The organism is Enterobacter sp. R4-368, from assembly GCF_000410515.1.
In the GTDB taxonomy this organism is placed as follows: Bacteria; Pseudomonadota; Gammaproteobacteria; order Enterobacterales; family Enterobacteriaceae; genus Kosakonia.
Window position 1 is genome coordinate 515,793 of sequence record NC_021500.1, and the last position, 16,832, is coordinate 532,624.

General features: G+C 56.5%; 13 protein-coding genes. 8 read left to right on the forward strand and 5 right to left on the reverse strand.

Annotated elements, in window-relative coordinates; genetic code table 11:
- Positions 1-41 precede the first annotated feature (41 nt).
- Positions 42-1,004 (forward strand): dicarboxylate transporter/tellurite-resistance protein TehA, encoded by a 963-nt coding sequence (gene tehA, locus H650_RS02375; RefSeq protein ID WP_016496103.1) that lies wholly within the window; start codon positions 42-44, stop codon positions 1,002-1,004.
- Positions 1,005-1,008: 4 nt separating this feature from the next.
- Here tehA and H650_RS02380 read toward each other — a convergent pair whose 3' ends face one another.
- From H650_RS02380 to opgC, 5 genes are read right to left on the reverse strand one after another with little or no spacing between them, the layout of a single operon-like run.
- Positions 1,009-1,425, reverse strand: a complete 417-nt coding sequence (locus tag H650_RS02380) for an ATP-binding protein (RefSeq protein WP_238328373.1) — start codon at positions 1,423-1,425, stop codon at positions 1,009-1,011.
- A gap of 2 nt (positions 1,426-1,427) precedes the next feature.
- Positions 1,428-1,766, reverse strand: coding sequence for an STAS domain-containing protein (locus H650_RS02385; RefSeq protein WP_016496105.1), 339 nt, complete (start codon positions 1,764-1,766; stop codon positions 1,428-1,430).
- Positions 1,756-2,970 (reverse strand): PP2C family protein-serine/threonine phosphatase, encoded by a 1,215-nt coding sequence (locus H650_RS02390; RefSeq protein ID WP_016496106.1) that lies wholly within the window; start codon positions 2,968-2,970, stop codon positions 1,756-1,758. Before H650_RS02390 ends, H650_RS02385 begins: the two co-directional genes overlap by 11 nt.
- Before the next feature lie 11 nt (positions 2,971-2,981).
- Complete coding sequence (locus tag H650_RS02395) at positions 2,982-3,881, reverse strand: hypothetical protein (RefSeq protein WP_016496107.1); 900 nt, start codon at positions 3,879-3,881, stop codon at positions 2,982-2,984.
- A gap of 11 nt (positions 3,882-3,892) precedes the next feature.
- On the reverse strand, positions 3,893-5,113 hold the full coding sequence (opgC, locus tag H650_RS02400) for an OpgC domain-containing protein (protein ID WP_016496108.1): 1,221 nt from the start codon (positions 5,111-5,113) through the stop codon (positions 3,893-3,895).
- 293 nt (positions 5,114-5,406) lie between these two features.
- Between opgC and H650_RS02405 the strand changes: the two genes are divergently transcribed.
- The 7 genes from H650_RS02405 to H650_RS02435 are packed head-to-tail and all read left to right on the forward strand — an operon-like array spanning position 5,407 to position 16,818.
- Positions 5,407-7,221: a glycosyltransferase family 2 protein gene (locus tag H650_RS02405; protein ID WP_044489361.1), complete on the forward strand. Its 1,815-nt coding sequence runs from the start codon at positions 5,407-5,409 to the stop codon at positions 7,219-7,221.
- Positions 7,218-8,549 carry a DUF3131 domain-containing protein gene (locus H650_RS02410; RefSeq protein WP_016496110.1) on the forward strand — a complete coding sequence of 444 codons (1,332 nt, stop codon included), beginning with the start codon at positions 7,218-7,220 and terminating at the stop codon, positions 8,547-8,549. The genes H650_RS02405 and H650_RS02410 overlap by 4 nt, the downstream gene beginning before the upstream one ends.
- Complete coding sequence (locus H650_RS02415) at positions 8,546-10,093, forward strand: DUF3131 domain-containing protein (RefSeq protein WP_016496111.1); 1,548 nt, start codon at positions 8,546-8,548, stop codon at positions 10,091-10,093. The genes H650_RS02410 and H650_RS02415 overlap by 4 nt, the downstream gene beginning before the upstream one ends.
- Positions 10,078-11,484, forward strand: coding sequence for a DUF3131 domain-containing protein (locus H650_RS02420; RefSeq protein WP_016496112.1), 1,407 nt, complete (start codon positions 10,078-10,080; stop codon positions 11,482-11,484). Before H650_RS02415 ends, H650_RS02420 begins: the two co-directional genes overlap by 16 nt.
- The gene (locus H650_RS02425; protein WP_016496113.1) at positions 11,481-11,918 is read left to right on the forward strand and encodes a globin family protein; all 438 of its coding nucleotides are present in this window, start codon (positions 11,481-11,483) and stop codon (positions 11,916-11,918) included. Before H650_RS02420 ends, H650_RS02425 begins: the two co-directional genes overlap by 4 nt.
- Positions 11,915-14,620 carry a hybrid sensor histidine kinase/response regulator gene (locus H650_RS02430; RefSeq protein WP_016496114.1) on the forward strand — a complete coding sequence of 902 codons (2,706 nt, stop codon included), beginning with the start codon at positions 11,915-11,917 and terminating at the stop codon, positions 14,618-14,620. The genes H650_RS02425 and H650_RS02430 overlap by 4 nt, the downstream gene beginning before the upstream one ends.
- Complete coding sequence (locus tag H650_RS02435; RefSeq protein WP_016496115.1) at positions 14,617-16,818, forward strand: glycoside hydrolase family 2 protein; 2,202 nt, start codon at positions 14,617-14,619, stop codon at positions 16,816-16,818. The genes H650_RS02430 and H650_RS02435 overlap by 4 nt, the downstream gene beginning before the upstream one ends.
- The last annotated feature ends 14 nt before the right edge of the window (positions 16,819-16,832 follow it).

Here is a 16,832-nt window from a genome sequence, read left to right on the forward strand (position 1 = left end):
CGCGTCTTACTTCAGGGTTTACACATTTCAGGAGTCTGGTGATGAAAGATTCACACCTCAACCTGCCGGCGGGCTACTTTGGCATCGTGCTTGGCATTATCGGGCTGGGCTTTTCCTGGCGTTTCGCCGCCACTATCTGGCCGGTCACGCTATTGCCTGCGGATGGCTTAATCATTCTGGCGATGGTCATCTGGGCGCTGTTGATGCTGGCATTTATTAGCCGAATGTTTCGCCACGGCGCGAGCGTGCTGGAAGAGATCACCCATCCGCTGAAAAGCAGTTTTGTCAGCCTGGCACCGGCAACCTCGATGCTGGTTGCCATTGGCCTTGCGCCGTGGCTGCACAAGCTGGCGCTGGGGCTGTTTCTTATTGCAGTTGTGGCGCAGCTCACCTACTCCGCCTGGCAAACCGCCGGGTTATGGCGCGGTCAACACCCGAAAGAAGCGACGACGCCGGGGCTTTATCTGCCTACGGTTGCCAATAATTTCATCAGCGCGATGGCCTGCGGTGCGTTTGGTTTTAACGATGTCGGGATGTTGTTTCTCGGCGCCGGGCTCTTCTCCTGGCTGAGTCTTGAGCCAGCTATTCTCAGCCGGATGCGCAACCTTGATGAAATGTCGCCCGCGGTGCGTACATCGCTTGGCATTCAGATGGCGCCTGCATTCGTGGCCTGTAGCGCCTGGCTGAGCGTCAACGGCGGGCAGGCCGATGTGTTCGCCAAACTGTTATTCGGTTATGGCCTGTTACAGATGCTGTTCATGATAAGGCTGATCCCCTGGTACAGTTCGCAGCCGTTTAACCCGTCGTTCTGGAGTTTTTCATTCGGCGTGGCGTCGCTGGCAACCACCTCGATTCGTCTGGGACACGGCACGCCGGGCGGCGCACTGTACTGGATGTCATTCCCGCTGTTTATCGCGGCTAACCTGGTGATCGTGCTGTTGATGGTGAAAACCTTCGCGCTGTTACTGCAGGGTAAGTTACTGATCCGCACGGCGCACAGCTAACGCATCACAGGCGCTTTACGAGGGTGGTTTTGTTACAGCCACCCTCCCGCTCAACGCTCACGTTATCCACGCTAAGCAACATCAGCATTATCCCCCTGCCACTTTCCAGCTCCTGCTCCTCGTCGCTGCCAATTTTTCTCCGCGCTTTGCTCAGGCTATCTGGTGAAAGGGCGACGCCATCATCTGTCAACTCGACCTGCACAGCATCGTTGTGGCAACTGAATGTCACAGAAAATTTGCGGTGGCTGTCTTCGTTTAACGCATGGCGAATAACATTAGTCGCCGCTTCACAAACAGCAAGGTCGAGCGCAAAGCGCCACGCATCATCAACGGGCAGCGCCGCCATGTTGCGCTGCAACCACTCCGCCAGCGGAGCTAATGCGCCCAACGTAGCCTCAAGGGTAATCGCCTCACGCATCATGTTTACCTGGCAAGCGCGGCGCAGGCGGCATCGCGGTCTTCGCAGATACGAAACACCCTGTCCATACGCGTCAGAGTGAACATATTGCGGATACCGGGCTTGAGGGCGCAAACCAGCATTTCACCTTTGCCATTCATCATTTTCAGTAACGACACCAGCGTGCCCAGACAGCTACTGTCGATAAAGTCGACGCGGCTAAAATCGATGATTAACGCTTTCTGCTCATTTGCCATTTCACGTGAGAGCATCTCCCTGAATGTCGCCGCTACCGATGCATCCAGACGTCTGACAACCGGCGTCATAATGATGGCCTGCGGCAACCGTTCGATCTCAATATTCATGCCCATCCCCTCCGCGCTCGATAATTAACAACGAAACATCATCCGTCATGGTTCTTTCACTCCCGCCGTCATAATTACGCCAGCGCGTCAAATGCTCGCCGAATAACGGCAGCAGCGCCTCAATGGGCTTGCCGGTCTGCTGCTGTAACCAATGTTGTAAGCGTAATTCACCAAACTGCTCATCGCCTGGCCCTTCACACTCGGTAATGCCATCGCTGAACAGGCACAACCGCTCGCCGTTATGCAGACTAAATGCAGTGTCTTCCCACTGCATATCCGGCAGTAACCCGACCGGGGGCCCGCCATTACCCGTCTGGCGGACTTGCCCGTCAGGCGAGACGATAAACGGCGTGGGATGCCCGGCCTGGCACAACGTCCCGCTGCCATCTCGCAGGTTAATAACGCCATAAACCATTGTGAAATAGCTGACTATCTCCGTATCTTCACTGCAAAAACGCGCATTCAGCATCTGCACGACCTTCGCGGGTGACGCCACCTCGCCATGTTCATTAAACAGAAAACGTTCCACCACGCGGCCCTGCAGAAACTGCCGGGCAACCGCCAGCGACATCATCGCCGCGCCAACGCCATGCCCGGCGACATCAACAAAATAAAACCCAAGATGGCCATCGAGCGGGAACACATTAAAGATATCGCCGGAGACCCAGGCAGAAGGCAGAAACAGCCAGTCAGCAAAATAGTGTTCATAGCGCAGTTGATGCGCGGGTAATACCGAACGCTGCAACCGCGCGGCCACCAGTAAATCCTGCTCTATCTGGTTTAATGCCTCGCTTAAACGTGTATTGTGCGCGGCAAGACTTGCTTCCAGCGCCAGAATGCGCGCCCCGGCATGTAAACGCGCCTGAAGCTCGCTCTGGTTGACCGGCTTACTGAGAAAATCATCCACGCCTGCGTCAAAGCCTTCGGTAATGTCATCCGCGCTCTCGCGCGCCGTCAGCAAAATAAGATACACATAGTGACCATACTCAATGTTTCGAATGGCGCGGCACAGCGCCAGGCCATCCATCACCGGCATCTCCCAGTCGCTGATCACCATACTGACGGGCGTTCGCGCCATCATCGCCAGCGCCTCTTCACCGTTCTCCGCTTCACTCACCTGGTAGCCCCACTGTGAAAGCAGATTAACCAGCAAACGGCGATAAACCCGCGAATCATCGACAATCAGTACCCTTTTCTGCTCCATCCTCATGGCTCCTAAAGCGGTAACAACCAGATAAGGCTCACCGTGCCTTCCCGGAATCGTGCATTGCCATTTTTATGACCGGGAAAGCGCGTACCGGCGTAGTTGCTGTACTGAATAGAGAGCGAGCCAGGCGCATAGGTGGCGTAGCCAAAGCTGTAGCTATAATCGCCGTTCCACGGCTGCTGCTGGCTGCTATCAGGGAACCAGAACGCAGTTGCGCGTACGAAAAAGTGCTGTTTAAGGGTGTAGCCGCAGCCGCCAAGCATGACGTTTTTATTGGCTCTCACGCTGTCGCTTTGCGCGTCGTAGTAGCGCGGCACCCAGCTATAACCGAGCTGGCAGGTCAGCGCATCGCCTTTATTAATTAAAAGCTTATTTTCAATGGGCTTTGGCAACGAGAACTTATACGCCAGCGTAAACGCCCCCTGCTCAAAATAGGTGTGCCGTTTACTGCCAGTTGTCCAGAAATGGTTATCGCCGTAGTTACTGTAAACCAGGCTAACGGTGTTCGGGTGCCAGTCGTCATAGCCGAAGCTGTAGCGAAAATCGGTGGTATAGCGGCTGGTATCCCTGACCGGCATGCGGGTGATGACGTTCGCGAACCAGAAACTGTAGGGGGAATATTGCAGGCTCAGATTGAGCGTCTGGTTGATTTTTTTGGTTTGCGAGGCCGATTCCGAATTGTTCGGTATTGTTACCCATTGCTGTTTCAGCCCTGAGTTAAAGCTCAACGCCGCAGAAAATTTATCTTTATTCCCGGCGAACAGACGCCCCCAGCGGCTGTTAATGCCCCCCGCCGGGATCTGCTCGGCGGCTCTCTCCTGCTGACCCGCGTCCTGGCTATGCTCGGCGGCATACGCTGGCGCAAGACTACCGCACAGGACGACCACCAGCCCTATTTTTTCCCGCATATCGTGTTCCCTCAATTGGGTATCCAGCGTCCGGCGACGTTATATTTTGCCATCAGCCATAACGCGCCCAGCGCCAGCGCATGGATCAGCGTGTTGGTCAGCCATGCCTGGCGCCATAAATCGAAGGTGACAAACTGGCTGACCACCAGCACTACGTACACATGCAAAATGAAGGTGTAGAGCGAGTGCTGCCCCAGCGGGATAAAAAACCAGCCCGTGGCACGGTAAATCGGCGTCCAGCAACGGGTCAGCACCAGATAAACGGTCACCATCAGGGCGATGTCATTGACCACCCGCACCGGGCCAAGCCCGTTTTTCGCCGCCCAGGTGTGGTAAAAGGCATTAAAATCGGCGGGCGGGATCACCTGCAACAACAACGCCGGTGGGATAAAGGGATTGGTATGGTTTTGCGCCACAAATCCCAGCACTATCGCCACCACCACCAGAGCTGCGACCATGGCTTTTCCCGCGTGCGTTTGTGCGAGCGAAAGCAGTTCCTCTTTGTACCAGCCGCAACACATGCCGAGCACAAAGATCAGTTGCCAGGCCATCAGCGGAAAGGCGAATTCAAACTCGGAGACCGTGACGCGCATCGGCCACACTTGCCAGCAACAATAAACCGCCAGCGAGAGCAGCAATAGCCAGACTACTTTTCCGTTATGCAGTAGTCCCAGAAATAATGGGCTTATTAACAGCAGGCAAATATATAATCCCAGAATCTGGGTTTGATGCGGACCAATTTGCAAATAGAGGATGATATTAAACCAGGTTTCACGTATTTGCGGGCTGGTCGGAAATAATGACCAATGCGTACCTGAGTAACGATCGGTAAAATGGGTAACTTCAAAGGTATTTATAAAATGCAGATGCGAGAGTAATAGAATAGAAACTATGATGATGATATTAACCTGATATATTTTCCATGCGCGTCGCCATAATCCCCAGGAAATCGTTAATAACACCGCTTTTTGCAGACGCACGCGATTGAGCATACCGAGCATAAATCCGGAAAGAATGACAAAGCCTTCCGCGCCGGTTGTCAGACCAAATCGCTCCCACGTAAAAATATTAAAAACCGACATCACTTCCGTATGCGCCACCACCATCATCACCAGCGCCACACCGCGCATCATATCAATACGTAGATCGCGACGATCGGCTAATACATAACGCCACGTTGTTTTTTCACGGTTTTTCGCTATAGCGACAGGCGCAGACTGGCTTATTTCCATCTCGTAAACGTTGCCCTGAAAAGAGGTTGCGAAGTTAATATTTACATAGCGTAGTACACTCTGACCGGCAAAATGAATCCGCTTCGCCAGATTATAAAATATATCCTTAAACAGAAACTCCAGTTAATCAGACGTTACTTAAAGGCAATTGTAGTCATTCTTGAAAGTTACCGATGGGGTTCTACAATGACTTTAAAAGCATTTCCCACAGGCTATTAAAAGCAACTCAGATTTATCTTCACGACGCATATTATTCATTTGCGAATGATTAACAGATCAGGATATCTGCGACTATGGGTTTTTATTTTTCCAGATTTGAAGCGCGTCGCCCGCCAGAACCCCTTTGCACTCCCGGATGGGTAAAAAAGGCATGGCAAATATTGGCGGTGGCGGCGCTGATTCTGGGGGCAAATTATATTCGCTGGCGCTGGATGGAATCGCTGAATATGGATGCGCTGTGGTACGCCATTCCCCTTGTGCTGGCAGAGACGTTGGCATGGATTGGTACCGCGTTATTTACCATTAACCTGTGGCAGGAAAAGGATGTACCGGCGCAAAATCCACCGGCAGATATCAACGATTGTCATGGCGCAGAAGAAGCCATTGATCCCAGGCCAATCAAGGTGGATCTGTTTATTGCCACCTATTCCGAAGATGTCGAGCTGGTGCGCTTATCGATTCGCGACGCGCTTAACGTCACCTACCCTTGCCCGCTCGATTACCGCATTCATGTGCTGGATGACGGGCGGCGCGCTGAGATGAAAGCTGTCTGCGATGAAGAAGGCGTCAATTACATCACCCGGCAGAACAATATGGGCTACAAAGCCGGAAACCTGCGCAACGGACTGGAGCAGACCGACGGCGACTTTATTGTGATTTGCGATGCCGATACCCGCGTCTTTCCCACCTTGCTCAGCCATACGCTGGGCTATTTTCGCGATCCGGATGTCGCCTGGGTGCAAACCCCCCAATGGTTTTACGATCTGCCGGAAGGCGAACGGCTGCCGCGTTGGCTCGCACGCCGGACTGGCAAAGCCGGGTATGCGCTCGGCTGGACGCTGGAAAAAATTTGTGGCCCGGTCACCCTTGGCCGCGACCCGTTTTTCAACGATCCGCGCATGTTTTATGATGTCATTTTGCGCCGCCGCAACTGGGCAAATGCCGCGTTTTGCTGCGGTGCAGCGTCAATTCATCGCCGCGAAGCGGTGATGCAGGCGGCATTGCGCAGCTACGTGTGGAATGTCGATGCCGAAATCGACCGTCATACCCGTGATATTCGCGATCCGGCCATGCGTGCAGCGCTTCAGGAAGCGATGCGCCCGCATGTGATTTACGACACCGAACTGACGCCGTACAAATTCCACGTCTCGGAAGATATTTATACCTCCATTGTTCTGCATGGCGACGATGCACATCGCTGGCGTTCAGTCATGCATCCGCGCATCGAATCCAAAATGCTCTCGCCGCAGGATATGCTGACCTGGATGATCCAGCGCTTTAAATATGCCGCTGGTTCGCTGGATATTCTGTTTCACGACAACATTTTTTCCCGCCGCCGCTTCAAGTTGTCGCTGCCTCAGACGCTGATGTACGCCACCACGTTCTGGTCTTATCTCGCCTGTATCTGGAATACCGTATTCCTGATTTCGCCCATTATTTATCTGTTTACCGGCATCCCCCCCGTCTCTGCGTGGTCCACGCCGTTTTATCTGCATTTCTTACCGTTTTTTATTGTTTCGGAGCTGGCGTTCATGTTTGGGACATGGGGTATTTCCGCCTGGGATGGACGGGCATCCTATCTCTCTTTTTTCTCGATGAATTTACGCGCCCTCGATACCGTTCTGCGTGGGGAGCAGATCAAATTCCACGTCACGCCCAAAGAGCGCCAGGCCGGGCGGTTTCTCTACCTTGTGAAGCCGCAAATCGCCATTGTGGTGCTGACACTGCTTGGCCTGCTATGGGGCGGGATTCAGGTGGCGCGCGGCCAGGTGGATGACCCTTCAGGTTACGTGATCAACATTTTCTGGGGTGCGGTGAATATTGCCGCCATGCTGCCGCTGATCCTCGCGGCGATGTGGACGCCGCCCGATGAGGAGCCAACGCCATGAGAATGCGCGATGCGCTGCTGAACGCCCGCAGTTATATCACCATCCTGCTCGGTTTCCTGTTGGGCTTTGCCATCGTCGTTTGGGTGGAACGCCAGATGCCTACCCGCGTAGAGAGCACGTCAGGTCTGGCGCTGAGCAAAGCGTTTCCGCCGTTGCCCACCACGCGCGACTTAACCTTTAACGAAGCGATCTGGGCGCGGGTCGCCTGGCAATATTATGTCAATAACACCCAGCCAAACGGCCTGGCTAACGCCCGCGACGCCGAACCGTGGTTCAGCTTATGGAGCACCGGCAGCTATCTCTTCGCTGCCATGGCCGCACAGCGTCTGGACATTATCACCACCGGAGAGTTTGACGAGCGCATCACTGCCGCGCTGTTCAGCCTCGGTCAGTTACCCCTTAATGCGCAGGGAATACCCGCCAGTTATTACCACGCCGATACGCTGAAAATCCTCGGCAAGGCGGAGAGTTCTGCCATCGGCATGGGACGCTTGCTGACGGCGCTGCAAACCCTGCTTTGGCACTACCCGCAGCACGCGGCGGAAATCCGTGATCTGTTTAATCAGTGGCAGACCGGCGCGCTGATTGAACGCGGCGAAACCACCCGCGCCTCACTGCCGGTACATCACTGGACACTGGCGACAGATGAACCGCGTAACAGCTTTGGTTACCGCCTGTACGCCAGCCACACGCTGCGTCTTATTGACAACGATGCGGGGCTAGCCGTCACCAATCCGCCGGAAGGCCAGGCGATGATTGATATTGACGGCGTTATGGTGCCCGACGAAGGGCTGCGCACGCCGTGGGGACGCCAGCCGTCGCTGGTGAGCCTGCCCTATTTGCTCACCGGACTGGAGACCGGTTTTGACGCGCAAAGCGCGGAGATCGCCTGGCGCATTATGCAAATTCAGCAGCGCCGCCACAGCTTGCAGGTTCGTAAACCACCCATCAGCACCGATTATGCCGAGCCCGCGCCCGAATATGTTACCGAGCAGCCAAACCGCCAGCCGGACAATCAGAGCAGCGTCAGCAACGCTCCGCCAGAGCAGCGCGCTATCACCTCCACCCGCTCGGCGTTTGCGTGGTACGCCCTGTTTCGTAACACCTGGAGTGAAGCCCTGCGCGAACAGGTATTGACGTTGCAGGTTCCGGGTAAAGGCTGGCAGCAAGGGCTTAACCTCAACGCCAGTGTGAATAACGTTATTGACGCCGACACCAACGCCATCGTGCTTGAAAGCCTTTCGTTTATCGCGCACGGCCAGATGCTGTGCCTGAGCTGTATGAACACCACCGCCCGTCCAACCCCAGCAGCAGGAGCCACGCCATGAAGTTGATTTGTTTGACGCTTTTCCGCCGGTGGGCTGGCATTGTGGCTCTCGGGCTGGTAATGACCAGCGCCCAGGCCGCGCCGGGGTTGCCCGCGTCCGACTATCCGGTGCGCAGCGGCACGTTGACGGCACAGGAGATGAAGATCGCGAAAAACGCCTGGCAATACTTTGTCGCAAACTATCAGCCCACCACCGGGTTGGTGAACGCGGTTAATAAATACCCCTCCACCACCATGTGGGACAGCGCCTCCTATCTGGCCGCGCTGACGGCGGCGCGTGAACTGGGCATTATTGATAAAGCCGAGTTTGACCGGCGGTTAATCAAATTCCTCGCCACCCTCAATACCATCCAGTTGTTTCGCAATGAACTGCCCAACAAGGTCTACAACACCATCAACGCGCAGAAAGTGGACTACCTGAACAAACCCGGCGAGATTGGCTTCTCCGCGCTGGATATTGGCCGCATGCTGCTGTGGATGAAAATTATCAAAGAACGTTATCCGGAGTACGCCAACAGTATTGATAACGTCGTTCTGCGCTGGGATTTCAGCCATGTGGTCGACGGTTGCGGCACGCTGTATGGCGCGTATCTGGAGAACGGCCAGCCGAAATATGTTCAGGAGGGACGCCTGGGGTATGAAGAGTACGCCTCGGCGGGTTACCAGCTTTGGGGTTTTAATACCTGCCAGGCCAGCCGTCCGCAACCGTACGATCTGGCGGAGATCTACTGCGTGCTGGTGCCGTATGACTCGCGCGACTCGCGCCGTACCTTTCAGCATAACTACGTGGTGACAGAATCATATCTGCTGTATGGCCTGGAGATGGGCTTTGATACCGCCGACGATCGCAGTAACACAAAAAACCACTATTCACATCCGTGGATGAAAAACTTCGCTGATCGCGTGTATCAAGCGCAGGAGAACCGCTACACCATTACCGGCATGCTGACAGCCCGCTCCGAGCATCAACTGGATAAAGCGCCTTACTTTGTTTACGACACGGTGTTCAGTGACGGCTTCAACTGGAACACCATTACCGACAAAGGCCAGTACGTGCCGGAAACCGCCGCCGTATCGCTAAAAGCCGCGCTGGGCATGTGGGTGCTGTGGAATTCGCCCTACACCGATCGGTTATTAAGCGTTATCGAAAACGCCAACGAAGAGGGCAAAGGCTACTACGAAGGGCTGTATGAGAACGGCAGCGGGCCGATTAAAGAGTTCACCGCCAACAACAACGGCATCATGCTTGAAGCCCTGATGTTTAAAAAGAGCGGCAAGCTGCTGCGCTTTAATACCGACAATCCGAAAGACAAGAATTTCGCCCCCTCGCTGTGGGAGAAAAAACTGGTCGATCTGTTTGAAGAAAACAATACCCGGCGCAACCGCCCGTTCCTGAACCCGACGTCCGCCGTGAAAAGCTGGTGTGAGCGGACCGGCACGGCCCTGCGCACAAAATCCAGTTGTCAGGCATGCCAGTGCGCGTCCTGTAAAGCGGACGAGCCGGTGAAATTACCCCCGGTGGCGGCGTCATGCTTAAAACAGTAAGCCGCAAAACCCTGGCCGCGCTGCTCGGTTTCTTGCTGGTTGCGCTGGCGCTGCTCGCCCTTGTTAAAGATGGCGGCGCAGGCTGGCGCTGGCTGAGCAAAGGCGGCTGGAACACCAGCGCCCGAATCAGTGCCCTGACCCCGGAGGAGCGCCAGTGGGCGCAAACAGCGTGGCGCTACTTCGTTAACAATACCCAGCCGCAAACCGGGCTGGTCAACGGCAGCGATAAACAGCCCCGCGCCACGCTCTGGCAGATGGGCGACACGCTAATTGCCCTGCTGGCCGCCAGGGAACTGGGGCTTTTGAAAGAGGAGGAGTTCGATCATCGGCTGACGCAACTGCTCGGCACGCTGAACCGCCTCGCGCTGACCGATACCCGCACACCGGGCCGCCTCTACGCCACGCCAAACGCCTCGCTGGTGGATTTTAGCGGTCAGACGCAGCGAAACGGCTGGTCGGCGCGGGATATGGCGCGCCTGATGCTGGCCTTACGCCTCGTCAGCGAATGGGCGCCGCAATACCAGGAGTATCTGGATAAAATCGTTCTGCGCTGGAACTTCTGCCCGGTTATCGATCCCCACGGCGAACTCTGGTCCTCCTCCATTGAGAATGGCAAACCGGTGATCCGCGAGGAGCTGCGGCTCGGCGAAAGCGAATACGCGGCCACCGCCTTTCGTTTATGGGGTTTTGCGCCAGACCAGGCTTTCACGCCGCCCGCACGCAACGTGATCATCCACCAGCGGACGCTGGAAGTGGATGCCCGCGACCCGCGCACCACCTGGCAACCCTCGCTCATCTCCACACTGCCTTACATGCTGCCAGGGCTGGAGTTCGGCTGGCAACCGCCGGGCGTAGAGCGCGCCACACGCAAGGCGTTACGTGAGCGGGCCAAACAGGTGTGGCTCACCCAACAAACGCGGTGGGAAAAAGAGAAAGTGCTTACCGCCAGGGCCGACTTCGCGCTTGGCCAGGCTCCGTGGCATGTTGACGACACGGTGTGGGGCAATGGTTACGCCTGGAACACACTGGGTGCCGACGGGAAATACTATCCGCGTCTGGCGCAGGTTTCCACCAAAGCGGTTTTCGCCCTTTGGGTGCTGTGGGACACCCCCTTTACCGATGCGCTAATGAATGTCAGCCGACGGATGAACGATGCACAGCGCGGCTGGTTTGAAGGTCGGGTAGAAGCCACAGGCGACTTTAACCGAACGATCACCCTGTCAACTAACGCCATGGTGCTGGAAAGCTTGTTTTATAAGGCACACGGCGGCCCACTATTCCGCAATGGATTAATCGATAACGGCAGCTATTTCTACCTGCAGGCGACTGATGTTTTCAGCGCGCCGGGACTCTGCTTACCCGGCGAGCGCCGGGTGGAGATGAAAAAATGAAATTTTACCGCGATCTTTTTGAAGCCAGTCTGGGCCGCGTGTTCCCGCAGGATGACAAAAAGCCCTTTTTCAATGCTTTTTATGACGCCTTTGTGCGCATGTCGCCGGAAACCGAACGCCACTTTTTGCTCGGTAACGCCGAGCAAGGCCGCCAGCTTATATTTAAGAGCTTTTTTGCCATGCTGGCGGTGGATGGCTCCCTCTTCGTGCCCGATTTTCTGGAAAAACTTGCCCGCGACCAGAGCGACAGCGGCTTGCACTTGCCGCCCCGCTTTTTCGCCCTCTGGCGGCAAGCCATGCTTGATACCGTGCGCCAGCGCGATCCCCTGTGCGATGAAGAGATCCTTACCGCCTGGGCTATGGCGATAGCGCCTGGACTGGAATATCTTCGCCGTCAGGCGGAGCTGCACTACCAGGCGGGAGCGCAATCATGACCGCCGCCTCGCGCTTCGACCTCAACGCGCTACCGATTGCGGTGATGTGGTATGACGCGCAAGAACGACTGGTGGCGTGGAATGACAAAATCGGCCAGTTTTACCCGTCGCTGGCCACCCGCCTGCAACCCGGTGTCACGCTGGAAGCGTTAGCCAGCCAGTTTATCGATACCGCCTTCAATACCGATCCTGCCCGGCGACAGGCGCTAAAAGAGTCGGTAATCCGCAACTGTCGGCTGGAAAGCCACTACGAGGTACGTCATCAAGGAGAACGACGCCTGTTTGTTCAACATCAGCGTTTACCCGATGGCGGCATCATCAGCCTGCATACGGACATTTCACACCTCGATATGGCGCAGCGCGCACGCCAGGATCTGCACGCTGACTTTTTGCTGGCCGCGGAGTCGATTCATATCGGGATCTGGGACTGGCAAGTCTCGCCGGATATCCTCCAGCTCAGCGATACGCTGTTAAGCCTGGTGGGGCAACCGCGCGACAGTTGGCACCATAATGTCAACGCCATGCTTGGGCTGGTGCATCCGGCGGATCGCTTTCACCTGATCCGCACCGTGCTGCGCTCCCGCGCGCACCATTTTCCGGTGTTTGAATGCGAAATCCGTGTCCGTTATAAGCAGGATCAGTGGCGCTGGATGCTGCTCTCCGGCCAGGTTACCACCCTGAATTTGAGCGGCGCAATGGAGCGCGTGATTGGCACATTGCAGGATATCAACCGCCGCAAAGAAGCAGAGCTGCTCGCCATTGAAGCGGCCCATGTCGCCAGACAAGCGAACGAAGCCAAAAGCGCGTTTCTCGCCAATATGAGCCATGAAATCCGCACGCCAATGAACGGTATTCTCGGCATGACGCAACTGTGCCTTGAAACCCCGCTGAGCGCCGAACAGCGCGAATACCTGACGCTGGTGATGAGCTCGGCGCAATCTTTATTGCATATTATCAATGACATTCTCGACTTCTCGAAAATCGAAGCCGGGAAGATCCTGATTCATGACGAGGCGCTGGAGATACGCCCGTTTATCCAGTCGCTGATCCGCCCGCATATGCCTGCCGCCAGCGAAAAAGGGGTGGAACTGCTGGTCGATATTGACCCGCGTTTGCCAGAGGTGGTGCGAGGCGATAGCGTGCGACTGCGCCAGATCCTGACCAATCTCATCAGCAACGCGCTGAAATTTACCCACCACGGTGAGGTATTGCTCGGAATTGAACCCGCCGGCAACGGCTCCCAGTGGCGGTTTCGGGTGCGCGATAGCGGCATTGGTATTCCCCCGGATAAACAGCAACTGATTTTCGAAGCGTTCAGCCAGGCGGACAGCTCCACCACACGCCGCTATGGCGGCACCGGGCTGGGGCTGACCATCTCCGCGCGGCTGGTGGCGATGATGGGGGGAAATTTAACGGTGACCAGTACGCCGGGCGTTGGGAGTGAGTTCGCCTTCACCCTGCCGCTGGCAAACTTGCCCGTGAGCGAAATGACAACGACAGAAGCGCACCAGTTTCACGGTGAACGGGTGCTGGTCGTCGATGATAACGCCACCAACTTACGCTTGCTGGAGGCCAAACTGACCGCCATGGGGCTGACGCCGGTCTGTATCAACAAACCGCTGGAAGCGCTGGCGCTGGCGGCGCAAATGCCGCCGTTTCCGCTGATCCTGCTGGATGCGCAAATGCCGGATATGGACGGCATCTCACTGGCGCTGGAACTCTCGGTGCTACCGGAAGCCAGCCAGAGCCGCATTATTATGCTCAGTTCCATGAATCGTCATTTCGACAGGAATATGCTCAAGCGCATTGGCATTGCGCACTATCTGCATAAACCGGTCGATCACAGCGAGTTGCAACAGGCTATCGCCTCCCTGTTGTTGCCGGTCAGCGTACCCACGCCCGCGCCCACGGTCAGCCCGGCAGCAGAACCCGCCGCTGCGCCGCCACCACGGCAGCAGAGCCTGCATGTTCTGCTGGCAGAAGATAACCTCGTCAACCAAAAGCTGGCCTACCGGCTGCTTGAGCAGCTTGGGCATCGCTGCGAAATCGTCGCCGATGGCCAGGCCGCGCTTGAGCACTGGCAGGCCAGCCGTTGGGATGTGATTCTGATGGATCTGCAAATGCCGGGCATGGACGGTGAAACGGCTATTCGTCTGCTGCGAGAAGAAGAAGCCCGGCGCGGTGTGCCGCCACAGCGGGTGATCGCCATGACCGCCCATGCCATGCAGGGCGACAAAGCGCGCTGCTTCGAACTGGGTTTTGATGGCTATATCGCCAAACCCGTCACGCGTGAGGCATTGAATGCGGAACTGACCCGCGTAGTGGGAACCCCCTCGCCCCACGCCGCAGCGCAAATGGCAGCGGGAATGCCCAACGAAAGCGCCCTGCTTGAACAACTGGGCGGCGACAGGGCGCTACTGAACGAACTTATGACCATTTTCAGGGAAGGCCTGATGGAGCTCAGCGACGCCATTGAACAGGCGGTACGCTCCGGCGATCGCGAAACCGTGCGCCGCAGCGCTCATAAGTTGCGCGGAGAAGCCATCGCGCTTGATTTCCGGAGCCTGAGCCAGGTTCTCCAACAACTGGAAAGCCAGTCGCAAAGCCTGAGCGACGCGGAACTGGCGCGCCTGCTTGCGCCACTGCAACATGAGCGCCAGCACGCGCTCAACTGGTTACAAACGCGGGAGGCCTCATCATGAAACGTTACACCGTCACGTGCTTATTGTTTTTGTCAGCCTTCACCCAGGCGCATCCGACGCCGGTGAGCTGGTCGTTGGCGGGGCAATGGCGTGTGCATGATGCCAATCAGGCTGAATTTGACGGCATTCGCGCACCTGTCGGCGACTGGCGAAAATTAACGGTTCCGGCCAACTGGTATTCAGCCGGGTACGATCACCAGGGGGCAATGTGGTATCGACACGACTTCACCCTGCCCGCTCTTGCCCCGGATACGCTGGCTACACTGGTGTTTGACGGAGTGGATTACTATGCCGATGTCTCGCTCAACGGCCAGCACCTGGCGCGGCACGAAGGGTACTTCCAGCGTTTTGCCGTCGATATTACCGACACAGTACGTCGCCATAATCGCCTGGCGGTGCGCGTCGACAGCCCATATGAAGATCCGAAAACGCTCTGGCCGCTGCACAAAAAGCTGATCAAAGGCGTGCTAAATCAGCACGACACCCGCCCAGGTGGCGCCTGGTCACCGCACGGTCAGGATGCCAACTCTGGCGGCATCTGGTCGCCGGTGCGTCTGCATCTGAGCCGGGGCGCCGTGATCGGCGAGATTATTCTGCGCCCGGACTGGCAAAACGGCCTGGCGAACCCTGCCTTACGCGCAGAGATCCGCTACCGGTCGCGCAACCGCGGGCCCGCAACGCTGAAGCTGCTTGCCGAACCCGCGAATTTTAACGGTCGTGCATTCCGCCTTGAACAGGCTGTGACCCTGAATGCCACCGGCGGGGAAACCGCAACGATGACGGTGACGCTGCCCATGGCAGGCGCAAAGCTCTGGTGGCCCGCCAGTCTGGGTAAACCGAATCTCTACCAGGTGCGTGTCACCCTCGCGGACGATCGCGGCGTAATGGATAGCGCTAAAAGCCGAACCGGGCTGCGTAAGGTAGAAGAACAAGCGGATAACCGTGGCTGGCTTATTAATGAAAAACGGCTGTTTATCAAAGGAACCAACTACATCGGTTCGCCGTGGTTGAGCACCATGGACGCGGAGAAATATCGGCGCGATCTGCGCATGGTGCTGGCAATGAACGCCAACGCTATTCGCGTGCATGGTCATGTAGCCAACCGCCCGCTTTACCAGGTTGCCGACGAACTGGGGCTGATGCTCTGGCAGGATGTGCCGCTGCAATGGGGATATGACGACAGCGCGGCCTTTGCCGATAACGCCGCGCGACAAACCCGCGAGATGGTCGAGCAGTTTGGCAATTCGCCGTCCATCATCGTCTGGGGCGGGCATAACGAACCGCCGTGGAACTCCCCCTGGATGGAAAAACGCTTTCCCGACTGGCATAAAGATCTGAACCAAACGCTGACCGCGCGCGTGGCAGACACGCTGGCCGAAGATAATTCGCGGATCGTACATCGTTTTTCCGCCGTCGAAGAGCACTACTGGCAAGGCTGGTATTTCGGCGTGATGCGCGATCTGCTCGCCCCGGCGAAAACCGGCATTATCACCGAGTTTGGCGCGCAAGCGCTGCCGCGCCTTGCCACACTGAAAACCATTATTCCCGCTTCACTACTGTGGCCTGCAACCACGGCGGCGGACGATGCTGGCTGGGTGAAATGGAAATACCATAACTTCCAGCCATTTCAGACCTTTAAATTTGCCAACATACCGCGCGGCGAAGATCTGCAAACGTTTATTGAAAATACCCAGCAATACCAGGCGCAGCTTGTCGCGATGGCGGCGGAAAGCTATCGTCGTCAACGCTATCAGCCTGTGACTGCCCTGTTCCAGTTCATGTTTGTCGAAACCTGGCCGTCGATAAACTGGGGCGTGGTGGATTATTTACGCCATCCGAAAGCCGGGTATTACGCACTGCAAAAAGCCTATCAGCCGTTGTTACCCTCCATTGAACCGGTCAGCGCGCAGTGGCAGCGCGGAAAACCCGCCACGCTACGTCTGTGGGCGGTAAATGATACCTATACCCCCTGCGAAGATTGCACGCTGAAATGGCAAGTGACACAGCACAACCGCCCGCTTTTGACCGGGCAAAAACAGCAGACGCTGGCGGTGGATAGCGGCGTGAAAATTGCCGATCTGACGGTGACGCCTGACAGTACCGGAGTGCTGACGGTGACTTATCACATCTTCGATGCAACAGGAAAAAAAGTGGCGGAAAACGCCTGGCAAACGGAGGTCGGTGAGGCCACAAACTGACCTATATAACGCGC